This window comes from Oceanihabitans sp. 2_MG-2023, assembly GCF_030547245.1.
Lineage (GTDB): Bacteria > Bacteroidota > Bacteroidia > Flavobacteriales > Flavobacteriaceae > Oceanihabitans.
The window spans coordinates 50179-71150 of record NZ_JAUOQT010000010.1; the positions used below are offsets into that span (position 1 = coordinate 50179).

Here is a 20972-nt window from a genome sequence, read left to right on the forward strand (position 1 = left end):
TTCTTATTTTCAAAACCCGTGATGCAAGAAAGGTTTTGAGGAAACAACCTTTTTAATTCGAAAAATTGTTCTACTTTTTTAGGTATTAACAACAATACCATGTTGCATTTCTTCAGCAGTAGGTTTTTCAAACCTACTTTCCATAAAATCAAAATCTGCTTGGCTTACTTCAAATTGGAAGGTGTCTCCTTTTTCAGAATTTCTTTGCAATATACGCTGTAATCTAGTTTCTTTCGGAATATCTAAAAAATGTAATTGTATCTCAAAACCATGAAGTTTGGCAAATTTTCTAAACTTTTCGCGATGTTTAAATTTAGAAAGCCCTAAACCTAAAATAACATCTGTATTAGCGTTTTCTAGTTGTATAATTAAATCTAGAATGAGGGTTTCTACTCTTTCTATTCGTTCTAAAAACCAATCTAATCCATCTTCAATTTTTTTATCTTTAAGAAATAGGGTTTTGTTCCAGGTATCTATAAAAAAAAGGATTCCTTTGGTTTCTTTTTTTTTAATTGGTTGGCATAGGTTGTTTTGCCGGAGCCTTTGTTTCCTAGTATTAAGTGAACCATTTTTTTGTCATTTAAATTCTAAATATTACTTTAGTAAAATGATAGAAAATTTTCTACATTATATTTGGCGATATAAAAAGTTTGCACTTACTAACTTAAAAACTACAAACCAAGAACCAGTTTCTGTTTTACAAGTTGGTTCGTATAACCTTGATGCTGGACCTGATTTTTTTAATGCGCAAATTACAATTGCAAATCAACTTTGGGCAGGTAATGTAGAAATACATGTAAATGCTAGTGATTGGTTTTTACATAACCACGAACAAGATAAAAACTACGATAATGTAATCTTACATGTGGTTTGGAAACACGATACAGAAATACACCGAAAAGACAATACCACTATACCAACTTTAGTGCTTAAAAATTTAGTAAATAAAAGCGCATTATATGGTTACCAAAAGCTATTTAATAAAAAGCAGAAGTGGATTAATTGCGAAAATGATTTTATAACTGTAGATAAGTTTATCGTGCACAATTGGCTAGAGCGTTTATATTTGGAACGTTTAGAGCGAAAGTCTAAAGAAATTACACAATTATTAAAGAGTAGTAAAAACAATTGGGAAGCGGTACTTTTTAAAATGCTTGCTAAAAGTTTTGGTTTAAAAGTAAATGGAGATGCTTTTTTAAGTCTAGCAAATTCTATAGATTTTAATATTATTCAAAAACTACAAAGTAAGCATAGTAGTTTAGAAGCTTTGCTTTTTGGTCAAAGTGATTTGTTAAATGAAGAAGTTCAAGATATATATTATTTAGAACTTCAAAAAGAATATCAATTTTTAAAACAAAAGTTTGGCTTGTCTAATCCATCTGTTACTCCATTACAGTTTTTTAGATTGCGACCACTAAATTTTCCAACCATTCGTTTGTCACAATTAGTTGGTGTCTATGCTTCAGAAAACCATTTATTCTCTAAAATTATAAGTGCTTCCGCTAAAGAAGAAATTTACAAATTGTTTCAGGTTAGTACTTCTGCGTATTGGGAAACACATTTTACCTTTGGGAAAAAGAGCAAATCTTCTAAAAAAAGAATCACAACTGCTTTTATCGACCTATTAATTATTAATACCATTGTACCGCTCAAATTTAGTTATGCAAAAAAACAAGGTAAAGCTGTAGATGAAGCTGTTATTACACTTATAAATGAAATAGTTTCCGAAAAAAATAGTATTGTAACTAAGTTTCAAGAGTTACAAGTAATTTCTAAATCGGCTATGCATAGCCAAGCATTACTGCAACTTAAAAACGAATATTGCGTTAAAAACAAATGTTTGCAATGTGCAATTGGTAATAGTTTATTGTCTGGCAATTAATATGTTCTTATTATGTCTTTGTAATTTGCATTTTTTATTTAAAAATTGATGTCAATTAACTAAATTGCAGTCATGAACATTTTTTATCGCATTCTCTTATATTTTCAAAAGCATGGGTATTACGTTTGCCAACGTATCGCCGATAGATTAGGTATGCGAGCAAAAGTGGTAAGAACTTCTTTTATTTATCTCACTTTTGTAACCGTTGGGTTTGGATTTGCCTTATACCTATTCTTAGCTTTTTGGATGAAAATAAAGGATGTAATTTATACAAAACGAACATCCGTTTTCGATCTATAAGTATGATGAGCCCTTTTTTAAAATTTTTTAGAACTAGAATATATACAGCTATTACTTTGTTGGTAATATTACTGCTAATAGGAGTGTTAGGTTTTAAATTATTATCCCATTATTCTTGGATAGATTCCTTATACATGACGGTAATAACCATTACAACGGTTGGTTTTGGAGAAGTGCAACCACTAGATCCAATATCTAAAATGTTTACTATATTTTTAATATTAATAAGTATAATAATTGTTGGTTACGCTTTAACAGTAATTACAGAATATATTTTAAGCAAAAATAATTTGGAAGAATTAAAACAAAAAAAGATGCAAAAAACCATAGATGAACTTGCAAACCATATTATTATTTGTGGTTATGGAAGAAACGGAAAACAAGCAGCCAAAAAATTACTAGCTTACAATAAGCCATTTGTTGTTATTGAAAAAGATAAAGAAACTATAGATAAGTTTGAATGTGAAGAAATCCCTTTTATTTTAGGTAATGCAAATGAAGATGAAGTTTTATTGGATGCAGGAATTGATAGAGCAAATACATTAATCTCTGCATTGCCAAGTGATGCGGATAATTTATTTGTGGTTCTTTCGGCAAGACAAATGAATACAGGTTTACGAATAATTAGTAGAGCGTCGGAAGAAACATCATATAAAAAATTAAAGTTTGCGGGAGCAAATAATGTAATACTTCCAGATAGAATTGGTGGAGATCATATGGCATCTTTAGTGGTTGTTCCCGATTTAATAGAGTTTATAGATAACTTAGGTATTGTAGGGAATTCAAATATTAATGTGGAAGAGATTGTAGTAGAAAAATTATACGATACCAATGTAAGTATTAAAACGATACGAGATTTAGACTTGCGTAGAAAAACCGGTTGTAATGTAATAGGGTATAAAAATGGCGATGGCGAATATATTGTAAACCCAGAAGCAGATCAAAAACTAGAGGCTAATGCCAAGATAATTGTGCTTGGTAGGCCAGAGCAAATACAAGTGTTAAATACCGTATACAACTTGCACTAGAGTTCTATTTTAACAGGATATGCTTTAAAAAACCGTTTTTTTTTAGCATATTGCTATCTTAATTTAAATTTAACTAACTAATATTATATCATGAAGAAATATCTTCTTACCATTTTTACATTCATTTTACCATTTATAAATTTTGCTCAAGATGCGCAAGAGGTTGGCATTGACCAGAAAATAGATCAAGTTTTTGGAGATGCTACAGGATGGTTTGTTAATTTTATTTTCTACCAGATTGATTTTGGAGGAAACGTTAAAGTCTTTTGGGTGTTATTTCCATTAATATTAGGAGCTTTATATTTTACGTTTTACTTTAAGTTTATCAATTTTAGAGGGTTTATTACATCTGTAAATATTGTTAGAGGAAAATATGATGATTTAGATCATAGAGAAAACCATAAAGTAGAAATAGAGAAATCTAAATTTACAGACGAAGAAGATAATCCAGATACAATAAGAGTCGAAGGTCATGACGGAGAGGTAAGCCACTTTCAAGCTTTAACAGCAGCACTATCTGCTACTGTTGGTTTAGGTAATATTGCTGGAGTTGCAATTGCAGTTTCGGTTGGTGGAGCTGGAGCTACATTCTGGATGATTGTTGCAGGTTTTTTAGGAATGGCTTCTAAATTTGTAGAATGTACACTAGGTGTAAAATATAGAGATATTGGCGCAGATGGAACCGTTTACGGTGGACCAATGTACTACTTAACCAAAGGTTTAAAGGCAAAAGGACTTGGCTCTTTAGGAAAAGTATTAGCAGGGTTATTTGCTATTTTTGTAATTGGTGGTTCTTTTGGTGGAGGAAACATGTTTCAGGTAAATCAAGCTTTTCAATTAGTACAAAATATTACAGGAGGAAACGAATCTTTCTTATATGGTAAAGGATGGTTGTTTGGTATTGTAATGGCTGTACTAGTAGGTATCGTTATTATTGGTGGAATTAAGAAAATTGCCAAAGTAACCGATAAAATTGTACCATTTATGGTTGCTATATATGTTGCAGCTTCTTTGTTTGTAATTATTGCAAACTATTCTATGATTGGAGATGCATTTGGACAGATTTTTAGTGGTGCTTTTAGCCCAGAAGGTGTTGCTGGTGGAGCAATTGGTGTATTAGTACAAGGATTTAGACGTGCAGCTTTCTCTAATGAAGCTGGTGTAGGTTCGGCTTCTATTGCACACTCTGCAGTAAAAACAAACTATGCTGCAAGTGAAGGTATGGTCGCTTTATTAGAGCCATTTATCGATACGGTTGTGGTTTGTACCATGACCGCTTTAGTATTAATTATTACAGGAAATGTAACTGCTGCAAATGCAGGATTAAACGATGCCCAGGCAATTTTATTAACTTCAGGAGCATTCGAATCTGCAATTTCATGGTTCCCATATGTATTAACCGTTGCAGTTGTTTTATTTGCATTTAGTACCATGATATCTTGGTCTTACTACGGTTTTCAAGGTTGGGCTTACCTTTTTGGAAGGTCTAAAAAAATGGAATATGCATATAAATTAATATTCTGTGTATTTGTAGTTATTGGTTCTGCTGCTAGTTTAGGATCTGTAATAGGTTTCTCTGATGCTATGATCTTTGCAATGATGGTTCCAAATATGATAGGACTTGTATTATTAGCACCAAGAGTACGTGAGGAATTAAAGAAATATACAGACGCTATTAAAAATAGAATTTCAGATAAATAAATATTTTTTGTAACTTCATCTTGCTAAAACTAACAAGATGAATATTTTAAAATCCCATTTCGTGTTTACTAAAAACCAACGAAATGGGATTTTTCTTTTGTTGGCAATTATTATTGCTTTACAATGTTTTATGTTTTTTAACGATTTTTCTTCCGAAGAAATTCCGGTAAACCAAAAACAATTAGCACTTTTTAAAAAAGAAATGGATTCTCTTCGTATTGTAGAAATAGAAAAACGTAAACCGAAGATTTATCCTTTCAACCCTAATTTTATAACCGATTATAAAGGGTACACTCTAGGAATGTCTAATGAAGAAATAAATAGATTACTACTATTTAGAAAACAAGATAAATGGGTAAACTCCGTGCTGCAGTTTCAGCAAGTGACTAAAGTTTCCGATTCCCTTTTAAATATTATTTCACCTTTTTTTAAATTCCCAGAATGGGTTACGAACCCCAAACCAAAAAAATATTCAAATTATAAAACAACAAACTATTCCAATACACCAAAAACATTTCAGCAAAAAATTGATTTAAACACTGCAACAGCCAGTCAGTTGCAAAAAGTGAGAGGAATTGGAGAAGCTTTTTCTAATAGAATTATAAAATATAGAAATAAGCAAAACGGATTTATTGCAGATGTACAGTTACAAGAAGTTTATGGCTTGCAACCAGAAGTGATTACACGTATTACAAATGAGTTTACTGTGAAAACTCCGAAAACAGTAAATAAAATTAATCTTAATACCGCTACAAGAGATCAGTTCGTTAATATACCTTATGTGGATTATGAAGTTGCACATCAAATTATAGAGCAAAGAACGTTGCGTGAAGGTTTTCAATCTATTGATGAATTAATAAAAGTAAAAGGCTTTCCAGTTAAAAAAATTGAGATAATTAAATTATATTTGACTCTTAATTAGAATATAATAAATCCATTAGGACTATGAGCAATATGTACTTCACAGAAGAGCATCAATTATTTAGACAGAGTTTACAAGATTTCTTGAAAAAAGAAGTGGTTCCACATATAAATAAATGGGAAGAAACTGGAACGGTTGAACGTTTTATTTGGAAGAAATTTGGTGAAATGGGCTTTTTTGGATTAGCTTATCCCGAAGCATATGGCGGTCTAAATCTAGATTTATTCTATACGGTTATATTGTTAGAAGAATTACAAAAAATAAACTCTGGCGGTTTTGCAGCTAATATATGGGCGCATACTTATTTAGCAATGACACATGTTAATAAAGAAGGAAGCCACGAAATAAAAGAGAAATACTTAACAGCAAGTATTACTGGAGAAAAAATAGGATGTTTATGTATTACAGAGCCTTTTGGAGGGTCTGACGTTGCAGGAATGCGAACTACAGCAGTTAAAAAAGGAGATACTTATGTGTTAAATGGCTCTAAAACATTTATTACAAACGGAGTATATAGTGACTATCTCGTAGTTGCTGCTAAAACCACTCCCGATCTAGGAAATAAAGGAATTAGTATTTTTATAATGGATAGAGATACACCAGGAATATCTGCAACCAAATTAGATAAGTTAGGTTGGAGGGCAAGTGATACAGCAGAAATTGCTTTCGATAATGTTACCATTCCCGCTAGTAATTTAATGGGAGAAGAAGGAAAAGGGTTCCCGTACATTATGCAGCATTTTGCACTAGAAAGATTAATTATGGGAATTAATGCACATGCTAGAGCAGAGTACGCTTTAGAGTATGCTAGGCAATACATGAGCGAACGTACTGCCTTTGGTAAAACCATAGATAAATTTCAAGCACTTCGTCATAGTTTTGTTGACTTGTATGCAGATATGGATATGTGTAAAACCTATAACTACTCTGTAGCTTACAGACTTAATAAAGGAGAATACGTAGTAAAAGAAGCTACCATTTCGAAATTAAAATCTACCAAAATGGCAGATGAGGTTGCTTATCAATGTGTGCAGTTTTTAGGTGGTTATGGTTATATGGAAGAATATCCAATGGCACGACTTTTGCGTGATAGCAGATTAGGACCAATTGGTGGAGGAACAAGTGAAATACTTCGCGAAATAATTGCAAAAATGGTAATCGATAAAAAGGAATACAAACCTGCGGCAAAATAATACGATTAACATTTTCATGAAATTAGTATCTCTATTTTGTTAAAATGGTAATTCATTTGTTAGCATATAAAGCAACGCTAAAATAATTTTAGTAGTATTTTCAAAATTGCTACATTGTTTCTCGTTTAGAATCGAACTAACAATAGTATTTTATTTGTAATTAATACTATATGGAATTCTAAATCGTTAACTACACTAAACTGTCCTAGACTATTATTAAATATATACTATGCAATTTAAAAACACAAAACAATTAGCAGTTGTACTATTACTTTTTTTAGGATGTACAAGTTACGCGCAAACCGAACTTAAAAATACCGTTGTAGATACATTAGATTCTTTTCCTATTGCAAGCGCAAGTGTCTACATTAAAAACACCACTATTGGTACAGTAACAAATATCGATGGTAATTTTGTATTACAAGTGCCAAAAAAACATGAAAACGATACATTAATTATTTCGTCTATTGGATATTCTACCTACAAAACTCCTATTCAAGAATTTAATAAAGATGTTTTAATTTACTTATCAGAACAACAAGCTTCTTTAGACGAAGTGATACTAATTGCAGAGCCAAGACCTACCACAGGAAATGAGATTGTACTAAAAGCAATAAAAAAACTAGAACGTAATCTTCCAGACTCTTCCTATATTCAAAAAGGATTTTTAAGACATAAAGAACGAAACAAAAATGAATTTAAATGGCTAATAGAAAGTGCTATTTCTGTTTACGATTCGGGATATGCAGCAAGTAGTGCAGAGCACCTAAAAATTAATGTAGATCAAGTACGTAAAAGTTATGATCTTCGTGATGTAGATAGTTTATTTACATATGCTTCTTATAAAAACCAAAACACTAAAACAAAACTCAAAGCAAAAGATATTAGCCGAAGATCCGTTTCTACCCAACAATTACTAAAAGCTATTAAATGGAATGATACTAGAGTGAATGGTTTGCAAAACCTTTTTCAAGGAAAACTAAATGTACTGCGAAACGCAAATAATGCAAAAGCCTTATTTGGAGATAATATTTTAGATACACACCAATTTACTTTAGACACGATTCTGGTAGATAATGAACGTAAATTATATAAAATTAAAATTGCCGATTCGAAAGATTTTGTTGGTTTAGAGACAAAAGGTATTTTTAACGAAGGATATCATGCACAAGGTTGGTTATATATTTATTATGATAACTACGCATTCAAAAAAATAGAATATGAGTTAGTAGCTGCGTCACCTGCACAAAAAGATAGAAGTAAAAGACTTTTTGATACCCAAACCAATCACAAATTAGTAATAACATATATGGAGTATAAAGATAAAATGTACCCAAACTATATTTATTACGAAACACCAAAGCTGGTAAATGTTGGTATGAAACCTTCTTTAAAAATATCTAAAGTAGAAGAAGCACGTTATAATAAAGAAGAACGCTACTATTACACAGTTCAAGAAATCTTGTTTTCCGAAATTATCTTAGATAAAGAAGAAATAGCCAAAGAACAACAAGAAACTTGGGATCCAGATATTTTTGCTTCCAAACCATATAATAAAGAGTTCTGGAAAAGCTATAATGTTTTATTAGAAAGTGAAGAAGATGAACAGCTTATTCTAGATCTTAGCAAAAGAGCATCTCTATATAAAGATTAATTATTTGGGCAAATACTCCTTCGCTAAAGCAAACATCTTTATCCTTTGAAAGCAAGTAATATTCTAATTATTGATACTAGGCATCTACATGCTCCAAAGCTTCAGCGAAGAAGTACCACGCTTTCCACTATATCTTTTTATTTGTCATTCCTGTTTAGACAGGATTAACAAATAAAAAGGATGTCGTTACAATCGTTTTCGCATTTAAAGCAAGTTAATTTTATGATTTTATTAATTTTTAACGTATAAAATCAGTTATTTGTTAACACGAAAACGTTTTCGTTGTTAATTTCATTTTGGTAATAACTTGTAATCCTGTAGATTCAAAGTATTATTAACCACAAATCGTAGACAAAATGAAAAATTTTACAATTACATGCCTAGCATTTCTTTTCCTAATAGTTTGGAGCTGTAGCAATGAGGAAGCAGATTTTAACGATCAAACTGTTCAAATAGAAGAAAAAACAACACAGTCTACACAAAGAGCAGGTTTAAAATCTATTGGTTCTGGTGTTATGATGCAAGCTTTTTATTGGGATGTTCCAGCCGGAGGTACTTGGTGGAATACCATAAACACCAAAGTGGAAGATTGGAGTAATGCAGGAATAGACGCTATTTGGCTTCCGCCAGTATCTAAAGCACAAAACGGACCCTTTTCCATGGGATATGACCCTTTTGATTATTTTGATTTCGGAGAATACAACCAAATGGGAAGTGTTGAAACTCGTTTTGGGTCCAGAACAGAACTAACCAACATGATAGATAATGCACACCTTTATGGATTAAATGTAATTGCAGATATTGTAATCAATCATAATAGTGGTGGAGCTAGTGAGTATAATCCGTATACAGGTGGTAATACTTGGACCGATTTTAATCCGCTTTCAGGAAACTTCTATCGTTCTACTACAGATTTTCATGCAAATAATGTGCATTCTAATGATAGTGGTGCGTTTGGTGGGTTTCCAGATTTATGTCACCACCAAACTTATGTGCAAGATTGGTTATGGAAAAACAGCAATAGTGTCGCAAAATATTATAGAGATGTTATTGGTTTTGATGGTTGGCGCTTTGATTATGTTAAAGGTTTTGAACCATGGGTAGTTAAAGAATGGAAAAATGAAGTAGGTGGTTTTTCTGTTGGTGAATTATGGGATAGCAATGTTACACTATTAGACTCTTGGACAAATGATGCGGAGGCAAGTGCTTTCGATTTTGCTTGTTATTATAAAATGAAAGATGCATTTATGGGAAATAACTTAAATGCCCTAAATGATAACATGCTATGGAAACAAAATGCATCTAAAGCAGTGACTTTTGTAACCAATCACGATACAGATGAAATAATAAATAATAAAATTTTGGCCTATGCGTATATATTAACTCATGAAGGATATCCTACAATTTTTTATAAAGATTATGAAGAATGGTTAGATAAAGAAAGACTAAATAATTTAATATGGATTCACAATAATTTAGCTGGTGGATCTACTAATATCTTGCATGTAGATACAGATGAATATATAGCTAAAAGAAATGGTTATAATAATAATGGCATAGTTGTTTATATAAACAATTCTAATTCCTGGCAAGAAAGATGGGTAGAAACCAATTGGTCTAATACAGTAATTAAAGACTACACTGGACATTCAACTTGGGAGCCAACAACACAATCTGGAAAATGGGTTAAAATACAAGCACCACCTAAAAGCTATTCGGTTTGGTCTGTAAAATAAAAAGTAAGTAAAAGTTTTAAAATAGTAGTTTTTATTTTAATTTCCTTCCTATATTTGCAGCCTTAAAAAATCTAAAAGAGAGGAGGTTAATAACGATGTTAAGAATTCCAGTAAAAGAAGGAGAAAATATAGAAAGAGCATTAAAACGTTACAAACGTAAGTTTGTTAAAACTACAGTTAAAAATCAACTGCAAGAGCGTAAGCAATATAATAAACCTTCTATAGAACGTAGAGCGCAAGTGCAAAAAGCACAATATGTGCAAGGTTTAAGAGATGCAGAAAACGTTTAAGCACTTTTAAAGAAAGCAATACAAAATCCTATTAGTAATACCTAATAGGATTTTTTTTGGTTTAAAAATTATTTCCAATAAAACTTTAGTACATTTAACTAATAACTAATAACTAATAACTAATAACTAATAACTAATAACTAATAACCAATAACCAATAACTAATAACCAATAACTAGTAACTAAAGTAATGCCATTCAAATCTTTCATAGACTATCTTTTGTTAGAAAAAAACTATTCTAAGCTTACTGTAAAAGCATATGAAAAAGATTTATCTGATTTTTTAGAATTCAACACAGCTCAATTCGATCAAGATGGTATTGAAGACGCAAATTATTCACAAGTACGAAGTTGGATCGTTTCTATGGTCGAAAAAGAAATTTCCAATAGAAGTATCAATAGAAAAGTTTCAGCATTAAATACCTACTATAAGTTTCTTCTTAAAATTGGAGAAATAGAAATAAATCCGCTAGCAAAACATAAAGCTTTAAAAACGAGTAAGAAAATTCAAATACCATTTTCAGAAACAGAAATAGCTATAGTGTTAGACGAGTTAAACTTTCAAGAAGACTTTAAAGGCCTTAGAGATAAACTTATAATAGAGTTGTTTTACTCTACAGGAATTCGAAGAATTGAATTAGTAACGCTTAAAGTTCATGATGTAGATCTTTCAAATAATACCTTGAAAGTATTAGGAAAACGTAATAAAGAAAGATTTGTACCATTATTATCATCTGTAATTCGAACTATTAAAAAATATAAAGAAGTAAGAAATCAATTAGAAGTAATAAAAGATAAAGACTATTTGTTTTTAACACAAAAAGGAGTTAAAATTTATGAAACACTTGTTTACCGAATAATAAATGAGTATTTTAGTTTAGCATCTACTAAAGTAAAAAAGAGCCCGCATATATTAAGGCACTCATTTGCGACTCATTTACTAAATCAAGGTGCAGATTTAAATGCTGTTAAAGAATTGCTTGGTCATTCTAGTTTAGCTGCAACACAAATATATACACATAATAGTATTGCAGAGTTAAAAAAAGTATATCTAAACACACATCCAAGAAGTAAAAAAAAATAGCATAATTGTTTAACCTATAATAAATTAGAAGTATGAAAGTAAACACCCAATCCGTCAACTTCAATGCAGACCAAAAACTATTAGACTTTATTCAAAAACGAATGGATAAGCTAGATACTTTTTATGATAAAATAATTAAATCCGATGTTTTTTTAAAAGTAGAAAACACAAGCGATAAAGAAAATAAAATATTTGAAGCACGAGTAAGTGTTCCAGGAGATAGCTTTGTTGTAAAAAAGCAATGTAAGTCTTTTGAGGAAGGTGCAGATGTAGCAATTGCATCTCTAGAAAGACAGTTAAAAAAGCGAAAAGAAAAATTAAGATCATATTTATGAAAAAAATATTGAAAAAATGTTTTGAATAATTAAATAAATATATACATTTGCAGTCCGTTAGAAATAGCGGGCTTTTTTTATAGCTAAAAAGCCAATAAAAAAAAGCCGATGTAGCTCAGCTGGCTAGAGCAGCTGATTTGTAATCAGCAGGTCGTGGGTTCGAGTCCCTCCATCGGCTCAAGTTCTTTAATAGAGTGAAATATTTATAATTGGGGAGATACTCAAGCGGCCAACGAGGACAGACTGTAACTCTGTTGTTTTTAACTTCGCAGGTTCGAATCCTGCTCTCCCCACTTTTTTTAATTAATACCAAAAAAAATTAAAAACAAGTAAGATTGTAAATGTTTAGAATTTTAAATAATTGCGAGAGTAGCTCAGTTGGTAGAGCGTCAGCCTTCCAAGCTGAATGTCGCCGGTTCGAACCCGGTCTCTCGCTCTAATATTTAGCCGGTGTAGCTCAGGGGTAGAGCGTTTCCTTGGTAAGGAAGAGGTCACGGGTTCAATTCCCGTCATTGGCTCTTTTTTTAGAAATTAGTATAGAATAAATTGAACAATAATATAAATAAGATTAAAATAAATTAAACATGGCAAAGGCAACTTTCGATCGTTCAAAACCACACTTAAACATTGGTACTATTGGACACGTAGATCACGGTAAAACAACTTTAACTGCTGCTATTACTAAAGTATTAGCTGATGCAGGTTTTTCAGAAGCAAGATCATTTGATCAAATTGATAACGCACCTGAAGAAAAAGAAAGAGGTATAACAATTAATACTTCGCACGTAGAGTATCAAACTGAAAATCGTCACTATGCGCACGTTGACTGTCCAGGTCACGCCGATTATGTAAAAAACATGGTTACAGGTGCTGCACAGATGGATGGTGCTATTTTAGTTGTAGCTGCTACAGATGGTCCTATGCCACAAACTCGTGAGCATATCTTATTAGGTCGTCAAGTAGGTATTCCTCGTATCGTTGTTTTCTTAAACAAGGTAGATATGGTTGATGATGAAGAGCTTTTAGAGTTAGTTGATATGGAAGTTAGAGATTTATTAAGCTTCTATGAGTACGATGGTGATAATGGACCTGTTGTTTCTGGTTCTGCTTTAGGAGCACTTAACGGTGAACAAAAATGGGTAGATACAGTTTTAGAATTAATGCAACAAGTGGATGCTTGGATTGAAGAGCCAACTCGTGAAGTTGATAAAGATTTCTTAATGCCAATTGAAGATGTATTCTCAATTACAGGTCGTGGTACTGTTGCTACTGGTCGTATTGAAACTGGTATCGCTAATACAGGAGATCCTGTTGAGATTATTGGAATGGGAGCTGAAAAGTTAACATCTACAATTACAGGAATTGAAATGTTCCGTCAAATATTAGATAGAGGAGAAGCTGGAGATAACGCTGGTATCTTATTAAGAGGAATTGAGAAATCTCAAATCTCTAGAGGTATGGTTATTACTAAGCCTGGTTCTGTAACACCACACGCTAAATTTAAAGCTGAGGTTTATATTCTTAAAAAAGAAGAAGGTGGACGTCACACTCCATTCCATAACAATTACCGTCCACAGTTCTACGTTCGTACAACGGATGTAACAGGAAACATTGCGCTTCCTGATGGAGTTGAAATGGTAATGCCTGGAGATAACTTAACGATTACTGTTGAGTTAATTCAACCAATTGCAATGAATGTTGGTCTTCGTTTCGCTATTCGTGAAGGAGGAAGAACAGTAGGAGCTGGTCAGGTTACTGAGATTTTAGACTAATTAAAAGTTTATAAATAATAAGTAAAGGTGTTCTGTTTTGGCAGAACGCCTTCACTTATATTTACGGGTTTAGCTCAGTTGGTAGAGCACTGGTCTCCAAAACCAGGTGTCGGGAGTTCGAGTCTCTCAACCCGTGCAAATACAAATATTATAATGGCAGGAATTGTAAATTATATAAAAGAATCATTTGGAGAATTAAAAAACAATGTGAGCTGGCCTACATGGGCAGAAACACAAAGTTTAACTATTCTTGTAGCTGTGTTTTCTATTATTTTCTCATTAGCAATTTGGGGAGTAGATACAGTTTTTAGTAAAGTTATTGGGTATTATTTTAATTTAATAAACGGATAATTTTAAGTTTTATGTCTGAAGGAATTCAAAAAAAATGGTACGTTGTTAGAGCTGTAAGTGGTCAGGAAAACAAAATTAAAGCATACATCGAGAATGAAATAGCTCGACTAGGTTTGCAAGATTATGTAGATCAAGTATTAGTTCCTACCGAAAAAGTAATTCAAATACGTAATGGTAAGAAGATAAGTAAAGAAAAGGTTTACTTCCCTGGTTACATTATGGTTCAGGCTAATTTAAGTGGAGAGATTCCTCATATAATAAAATCAGTAACTAATGTTATTGGATTTTTAGGGGAAACAAAAGGAGGAGAGCCTGTACCTTTAAGACAATCTGAAGTAAATAGAATGTTAGGTAAGGTTGATGAACTGGAAGTAGATACAGATGTTAATGTTGCTATACCTTTCACCATAGGAGAAACAGTGAAAGTTATAGATGGTCCATTTAATGGATTTGATGGAAGTATTGAAAAGATAAATGAAGAAAAACGTAAACTAGAAGTAATGGTTAAGATTTTTGGAAGAAAAACACCATTAGAACTTAGTTATATGCAAGTAGAAAAAGTATAATAATTGTTACATAAAGATAGATGTTTCTTTTGCTTCCAATAAAAGTAAACATCGACTAAATTATTTAAAATGGCAAAAGAGTTAGACAAAGTAGTTAAGTTACAAGTAAGGGGAGGTGCAGCGAATCCGTCGCCACCGGTTGGACCCGCTCTAGGAGCTGCTGGGGTTAATATCATGGAGTTCTGTAAGCAATTTAATGCTAGAACACAAGATAAACCAGGTAAAGTATTACCTGTGGCAATTTCTGTTTACAAAGACAAATCATTTGAGTTTGTAATCAAAACACCACCAGCTGCAGTACAATTATTAGAAGCGGCAAAAATCAAGAAGGGTTCTGGAGAACCAAACCGAAAAAAAGTAGCTAAAGTTTCGTGGGATCAAGTGAAAACTATCGCAGAAGACAAAATGGTAGATTTAAATGCATTTACAATTGAATCTGCAATGAAGATGGTAGCTGGAACCGCAAGGTCTATGGGTATAACCGTGACTGGAAACGCGCCAAATTAATCTATAAAAGAAATTTAAAATGGCAAGATTAACAAAAAAGAAAAAAGAAGCTTTAGCAAAAATAGAAAAAGGTAAAATTTATTCTATTACAGAAGCTTCTGCATTAATTAAAGAAATATCGAATGCAAAATTCGACGCATCTGTAGATTTAGCAGTTCGTTTAGGAGTTGATCCTAGAAAAGCTAACCAAATGGTAAGAGGTGTAGTATCTCTTCCTCATGGTACAGGTAAAGACGTAAAAGTTTTAGCATTAGTAACTCCAGATAAAGAAGCAGAAGCTAAAGAAGCTGGAGCAGATTACGTTGGTTTAGATGAGTACCTTGACAAAATCAAGAGTGGTTGGACAGACGTAGACGTTATTATTACTATGCCTAGTGTTATGGGTAAATTAGGTCCTTTAGGACGTGTGTTAGGTCCTCGTGGTTTAATGCCAAACCCTAAAACTGGTACCGTAACAATGGATATTGCAAAAGCCGTTACAGAAGTAAAAGCTGGTAAAATCGACTTTAAAGTGGATAAAACTGGTATTGTACACGCTGCAATTGGAAAAGCATCTTTTAGTGCTGATAAAATTGAAGGTAATGCAAATGAATTATTACAAACATTAATGAAACTTAAACCAACTGCAGCAAAAGGAGTTTATGTAAAAAGCATATTTATGTCTTCTACAATGAGCCCTAGTATTGCAGTAGATCCAAAAATAGGTTAATTAGTTAAAAACTTTTATTATGACAAGAGAAGAAAAATCACAAGTAATTAAAGACTTAACTGCACAATTAGCTGATAATGCAAATATCTATTTAGCAGATATTTCTGGATTAAATGCAGTTGCAACTTCAAATTTACGTCGTGCTTGTTTTAAAGCAAACGTGCAATTAGCTGTTGTTAAGAACACATTACTTGAAAAAGCAATGGAAGCATCAGATAGAGAATTTGGTGAGCTTCCAACAGTTTTAAAAGGAAATACATCAGTGATGTATTCTGAAACTGGAAATGCTCCAGCTAAAGTTATTAAGGCTTTTAGAAAAAAATCAGAAAAGCCTTTATTAAAAGGTGCTTTTATTGAGGAAGCTATTTACATTGGCGATGAGCAATTAGATATGTTAGTAGACATCAAGTCGAAAGAAGAATTAATTGGAGATATCATTGGATTATTACAATCTCCAGCTAAAAACGTTATTTCAGCGCTTCAATCGAGTGGAGGAAAACTTTCAGGTATCTTAAAAACATTATCTCAAAAAGAGGGATAATTTAAAAAGTACGCACTTTTACAATTATATATTATTTACAAAATTATTAAAACGATAGAAAAATGGCAGATTTAAAAGATTTCGCAGAACAATTAGTTAACTTAACAGTAAAAGAAGTTAATGAATTAGCAACTATATTAAAAGACGAGTATGGTATCGAGCCTGCTGCTGCAGCTGTAGCTGTTGCTGCTGGACCTGCTGCAGGTGGAGACGCTGCAGAAGCTCAAACTGAATTCGACGTAATATTAAAAGCTGCTGGTGGTTCTAAATTAGCAGTTGTAAAACTTGTTAAAGAATTAACTGGTTTAGGTTTAAAAGAAGCTAAAGGTTTAGTTGATGATGCACCAAGTGCAATCAAAGAAGGTGTTTCTAAAGATGAAGCTGAAGGCTTAAAATCTTCTTTAGAAGAAGCTGGAGCAGAGGTTGAGCTTAAGTAAGCTTAACAAGCAAACAACATAAAGGTTTAGGTCTAGAACATGTGTTCTAAGACCTAGACCATTTTGCGTATATAAATATGACGTATACGCTTTATATTTTTTTTAATCAAAATTCCGTCCATTGATGTTAGCAAAACAAGCTGAAAGATTAAATTTCTCATCTATTATCAATAGAACTGAATATCCAGATTTTATGGATATTCAAATAAAATCCTTTCAGGATTTTTTCCAGTTAGAAACAAAATCTGAAGAAAGAGGAGATGAAGGCCTATACAATACCTTTCTAGAAAATTTCCCAATAACAGACACTCGTAATCAATTTGTATTAGAATTTTTAGATTACTTTATTGATCCACCTAGATATTCTATTGAAGAATGTATCGAAAGAGGACTTACATATAGTGTTCCATTAAAAGCAAGGTTAAAGTTATACTGTACAGACCCTGAACATGAGGATTTCGAGACCATTGTTCAAGATGTGTACTTAGGCACAATACCTTACATGACACCTTCTGGTACTTTTTGTATCAACGGTGCAGAACGCGTTGTAGTTTCTCAATTACATCGTTCACCAGGTGTGTTCTTTGGGCAATCATTCCACGCTAATGGTACTAAATTATACTCTGCAAGAGTAATACCATTTAAAGGTTCTTGGATAGAGTTCGCTACAGATATCAACTCTGTAATGTATGCGTACATTGATAGAAAGAAAAAATTACCTGTAACCACTTTATTTAGAGCAATAGGTTTTGAACGTGATAAAGATATTCTTGAAATTTTTGATTTAGCGGAAGAAGTTAAAGTATCAAAATCAGGGCTTAAAAAAATCTTAGGACGTAAACTTGCTGCACGTGTACTTAATACATGGCATGAAGACTTTGTAGATGAAGACACTGGTGAGGTAGTATCTATCGAACGTAATGAAATCGTCTTAGATCGTGATACTGTTTTAGATAAAGATAATATTGAAGAAATCCTTGAAGCAAATGTAAAAACAATTCTTTTACATAAAGAAAGTGCTGAACAAGGTGATTACGCAATTATTCATAACACACTTCAAAAAGATCCTACTAACTCTGAAAAAGAAGCAGTAGAACATATTTATAGACAACTACGTAATGCCGAGCCGCCAGATGAAGAAACTGCACGTGGAATTATAGATAAATTATTCTTTAGTGACCAACGTTACTCTTTAGGAGAAGTAGGTCGTTACAGAATGAACAAAAAATTACAGTTAGATATTGGCATGGATAAGCAAGTGCTTACCAAAGAAGATATCATAACTATTATAAAATATTTAATCGAGCTTATTAACTCTAAAGCAGAGATTGATGATATTGACCACTTATCTAACCGTCGTGTACGTACAGTAGGTGAACAATTATCATCTCAGTTTGGTGTTGGTTTAGCACGTATGGCAAGAACGATTCGTGAACGTATGAACGTTCGTGATAATGAGGTGTTTACACCTATTGACTTAATTAATGCAAAGACATTATCTTCTGTAATTAATTCTTTCTTTGGTACGAACCAATTATCTCAATTTATGGATCAAACCAATCCGCTTGCAGAGATTACGCATAAGCGTCGTCTTTCCGCATTAGGACCTGGAGGTCTATCTCGTGAAAGAGCTGGTTTTGAGGTACGTGATGTTCACTATACTCACTACGGAAGACTTTGTCCTATTGAAACTCCTGAGGGACCAAATATTGGACTTATTTCTTCACTTTCGGTATTTGCTAAAGTGAATTCTATGGGATTCATTGAAACCCCTTATAGAAAGGTAACAGATGGTGTTGTAGATATTAAAAGCAATCCAACTTATCTTAGTGCAGAAGAAGAAGAAGATAAATTAATTGCTCAAGCAACTGTAGAAGTTGACGATAATGGAAAGATTTTACATGATAAGGTAATTGCTAGAATGGAAGGTGACTTCCCTGTAATTGACCCTAAAGAATTACATTATACAGATGTAGCTCCTAATCAAATATCTTCTATTTCTGCTTCATTAATTCCTTTCTTAGAGCATGATGATGCAAATAGAGCCTTAATGGGATCTAACATGATGCGTCAGGCTGTACCATTATTACGTCCGCAAGCTCCTATTGTAGGAACTGGTTTAGAACGTCAAGTGGCTTCAGATTCTCGTGTACTTATCAATGCAGAAAGAGATGGAGTTGTTCAATATGTAGATTCATTAGAAATTACAATAAAATACGATCGTACAGAAGATGAAGCTAAAGTAAGCTTTGATTCAGATACGGTAACATATCCTTTAACCAAGTTTAGAAAAACAAATCAAGGTACAAGTATTAACTTGAAACCGATTGTTGTTAAAGGAGATAAAGTTAAAAAAGGACAAGTTTTATCTGAAGGATATGCAACTCAAAAAGGAGAGCTAGCCTTAGGTAGAAACATGAAAGTAGCCTTTATGCCTTGGAAAGGGTATAACTTTGAGGATGCTATCGTGATTTCTGAAAAAGTAGTACGTGAAGATATCTTTACATCCATTCATATAGATGAGTACTCTTTAGACGTTAGAGATACAAAATTAGGTAATGAAGAATTAACTAACGACATTCCTAATGTTTCTGAAGAAGCTACTAAAGATCTAGATGAAAACGGAATGATTCGAATTGGAGCAGAAGTAAAACCTGGTGATATCCTTATCGGAAAAATTACACCAAAAGGGGAATCTGATCCAACTCCGGAAGAAAAACTATTACGTGCAATCTTTGGTGACAAAGCAGGAGATGTAAAAGATGCATCTTTAAAAGCATCACCTTCTTTACATGGTGTTGTAATTAACAAGAAGTTATTTGCAAGAGCTGTAAAAGATAAACGTAAACGTGCACAAGACAAAGAAGATATAGCGCAATTAGAAGCTTTATATTATACTAAGTTTGACGATTTACAAAGTGTTTTAGTAGATAAATTATTTACACTTGTAAATGGAAAAACTGCGCAAGGTATATTTAATGATTTAGGTGAAGAAGTACTTCCAAAAGGAAAGAAATTTACACTTAAAATGTTAAATGCTGTAGATGATTATACACACTTAACTTCAGGTACTTGGACAACAGATGACAAGACCAATAAGTTAGTTGCAGATTTAATTCATAATTACAAAATTAAAGAAAACGATTTACAAGGTTCTTTAAGACGTGAAAAATTTACTATCTCTGTAGGAGATGAATTACCAGCTGGTATTATCAAATTAGCAAAAGTTTATATTGCTAAAAAACGTAAGCTTAAAGTTGGAGATAAAATGGCAGGACGACATGGTAACAAAGGTATTGTTGCTCGTATTGTACGTCAAGAAGATATGCCATTCTTAGAAGACGGAACTCCTGTGGATATTGTATTAAATCCACTTGGTGTACCTTCTCGTATGAATATTGGTCAGATTTACGAAACTGTTTTAGGTTGGGCTGGACAAAAATTAAACCGTACATATGCTACGCCAATTTTTGATGGAGCAACACTAGACCAAATTAATGGATTTACAGATGAAGCTGGAATCCCAAGATTTGGACACACATATTTATATGATGGTGGTACAGGAGACCGTTTTGATCAACCAGCAACAGTTGGAGTTATCTATATGTTAAAATTAGGACATATGGTTGACGATAAAATGCACGCTCGTTCTATAGGACCATACTCACTTATTACACAACAACCTCTTGGTGGTAAAGCACAATTTGGTGGACAACGTTTTGGTGAAATGGAAGTTTGGGCACTAGAAGCATATGGAGCATCTGCAACATTACGAGAAATATTGACAGTTAAATCTGATGATGTAATTGGTAGAGCTAAAACATACGAAAGTATCGTGAAAGGAGAACCAATGCCAGATCCAGGATTACCAGAATCATTCAATGTATTAATGCATGAATTAAAAGGTTTAGGATTAGACATTAGATTAGAGGAGTAAAAAAAATAGTAATCAGTTAACAGTATG

Annotated in this window: 20 protein-coding genes and 5 tRNA genes; 24 read left to right on the top strand and 1 reads right to left on the bottom strand. The window is 32.6% G+C overall.

The genetic code is table 11. From position 1 onward, the window contains the following. Positions 1–78 precede the first annotated feature (78 nt). Positions 79–513 (bottom strand): AAA family ATPase, encoded by a 435-nt coding sequence (locus Q4512_RS15435; protein WP_368389423.1) that lies wholly within the window; start codon positions 511–513, stop codon positions 79–81. Positions 514–607: 94 nt separating this feature from the next. Between Q4512_RS15435 and Q4512_RS15440 the strand changes: the two genes are divergently transcribed. The 24 genes from Q4512_RS15440 (at position 608) to rpoB (ending at position 20945) form a co-directional block, all read left to right on the top strand. After that, positions 608–1882 carry a DUF2851 family protein gene (locus tag Q4512_RS15440; protein ID WP_303426224.1) on the top strand — a complete coding sequence of 425 codons (1275 nt, stop codon included), beginning with the start codon at positions 608–610 and terminating at the stop codon, positions 1880–1882. Positions 1883–1954: 72 nt separating this feature from the next. Then, positions 1955–2182, top strand: a complete 228-nt coding sequence (locus Q4512_RS15445) for a PspC domain-containing protein (RefSeq protein WP_303426225.1) — start codon at positions 1955–1957, stop codon at positions 2180–2182. A gap of 2 nt (positions 2183–2184) precedes the next feature. Next, complete coding sequence (locus tag Q4512_RS15450; RefSeq protein WP_303426226.1) at positions 2185–3210, top strand: TrkA family potassium uptake protein; 1026 nt, start codon at positions 2185–2187, stop codon at positions 3208–3210. A gap of 90 nt (positions 3211–3300) precedes the next feature. Continuing rightward, positions 3301–4911 (top strand): sodium:alanine symporter family protein, encoded by a 1611-nt coding sequence (locus Q4512_RS15455; RefSeq protein ID WP_303426227.1) that lies wholly within the window; start codon positions 3301–3303, stop codon positions 4909–4911. A 37-nt stretch (positions 4912–4948) separates the two neighbouring features. Beyond that, positions 4949–5833 carry a helix-hairpin-helix domain-containing protein gene (locus Q4512_RS15460; protein ID WP_303426228.1) on the top strand — a complete coding sequence of 295 codons (885 nt, stop codon included), beginning with the start codon at positions 4949–4951 and terminating at the stop codon, positions 5831–5833. Between the two features lie 23 nt (positions 5834–5856). Then, positions 5857–7026, top strand: a complete 1170-nt coding sequence (locus Q4512_RS15465) for an acyl-CoA dehydrogenase family protein (RefSeq protein WP_303426229.1) — start codon at positions 5857–5859, stop codon at positions 7024–7026. A 229-nt stretch (positions 7027–7255) separates the two neighbouring features. Continuing rightward, positions 7256–8680, top strand: a complete 1425-nt coding sequence (locus Q4512_RS15470) for a carboxypeptidase-like regulatory domain-containing protein (protein WP_303426231.1) — start codon at positions 7256–7258, stop codon at positions 8678–8680. Positions 8681–9036: 356 nt separating this feature from the next. Beyond that, positions 9037–10416: an alpha-amylase gene (locus Q4512_RS15475; protein ID WP_303426233.1), complete on the top strand. Its 1380-nt coding sequence runs from the start codon at positions 9037–9039 to the stop codon at positions 10414–10416. A gap of 95 nt (positions 10417–10511) precedes the next feature. Continuing rightward, entirely contained in the window at positions 10512–10706 is a 195-nt protein-coding gene (rpsU, locus tag Q4512_RS15480) for a 30S ribosomal protein S21 (RefSeq protein ID WP_303426234.1), read from the top strand. Between the two features lie 190 nt (positions 10707–10896). After that, the gene (locus Q4512_RS15485) at positions 10897–11790 is read left to right on the top strand and encodes a tyrosine-type recombinase/integrase (protein ID WP_303426235.1); all 894 of its coding nucleotides are present in this window, start codon (positions 10897–10899) and stop codon (positions 11788–11790) included. A gap of 32 nt (positions 11791–11822) precedes the next feature. Then, positions 11823–12125, top strand: a complete 303-nt coding sequence (hpf, locus tag Q4512_RS15490; protein ID WP_303426236.1) for a ribosome hibernation-promoting factor, HPF/YfiA family — start codon at positions 11823–11825, stop codon at positions 12123–12125. Between the two features lie 104 nt (positions 12126–12229). Further along, positions 12230–12303: transfer RNA gene (locus Q4512_RS15495), tRNA-Thr, on the top strand. A gap of 33 nt (positions 12304–12336) precedes the next feature. Beyond that, positions 12337–12418, top strand: a tRNA-Tyr gene (locus tag Q4512_RS15500). A gap of 70 nt (positions 12419–12488) precedes the next feature. Next, a tRNA-Gly gene (locus tag Q4512_RS15505) sits at positions 12489–12561 on the top strand. A 10-nt stretch (positions 12562–12571) separates the two neighbouring features. Further along, a tRNA-Thr gene (locus Q4512_RS15510) sits at positions 12572–12643 on the top strand. A gap of 66 nt (positions 12644–12709) precedes the next feature. Beyond that, positions 12710–13897 (top strand): elongation factor Tu, encoded by a 1188-nt coding sequence (gene tuf / locus Q4512_RS15515; protein ID WP_303426237.1) that lies wholly within the window; start codon positions 12710–12712, stop codon positions 13895–13897. 63 nt (positions 13898–13960) lie between these two features. Next, positions 13961–14033, top strand: a tRNA-Trp gene (locus Q4512_RS15520). 17 nt (positions 14034–14050) lie between these two features. After that, a complete protein-coding gene (gene secE, locus Q4512_RS15525) occupies positions 14051–14248 on the top strand; it encodes a preprotein translocase subunit SecE (protein WP_303426238.1) in 198 nt (65 codons plus the stop codon). Positions 14249–14259: 11 nt separating this feature from the next. Continuing rightward, positions 14260–14814, top strand: a complete 555-nt coding sequence (nusG, locus tag Q4512_RS15530) for a transcription termination/antitermination protein NusG (protein WP_303426240.1) — start codon at positions 14260–14262, stop codon at positions 14812–14814. Between the two features lie 69 nt (positions 14815–14883). After that, positions 14884–15321, top strand: coding sequence for a 50S ribosomal protein L11 (gene rplK, locus Q4512_RS15535; protein WP_215967225.1), 438 nt, complete (start codon positions 14884–14886; stop codon positions 15319–15321). 19 nt (positions 15322–15340) lie between these two features. Then, on the top strand, positions 15341–16030 hold the full coding sequence (rplA, locus tag Q4512_RS15540) for a 50S ribosomal protein L1 (protein ID WP_303426243.1): 690 nt from the start codon (positions 15341–15343) through the stop codon (positions 16028–16030). A 19-nt stretch (positions 16031–16049) separates the two neighbouring features. Next, positions 16050–16571, top strand: a complete 522-nt coding sequence (rplJ, locus tag Q4512_RS15545) for a 50S ribosomal protein L10 (RefSeq protein ID WP_303426244.1) — start codon at positions 16050–16052, stop codon at positions 16569–16571. Positions 16572–16633: 62 nt separating this feature from the next. Continuing rightward, the gene (gene rplL / locus Q4512_RS15550; RefSeq protein ID WP_303426245.1) at positions 16634–17008 is read left to right on the top strand and encodes a 50S ribosomal protein L7/L12; all 375 of its coding nucleotides are present in this window, start codon (positions 16634–16636) and stop codon (positions 17006–17008) included. Positions 17009–17132: 124 nt separating this feature from the next. Then, positions 17133–20945: a DNA-directed RNA polymerase subunit beta gene (gene rpoB / locus Q4512_RS15555; protein ID WP_303426246.1), complete on the top strand. Its 3813-nt coding sequence runs from the start codon at positions 17133–17135 to the stop codon at positions 20943–20945. The last annotated feature ends 27 nt before the right edge of the window (positions 20946–20972 follow it).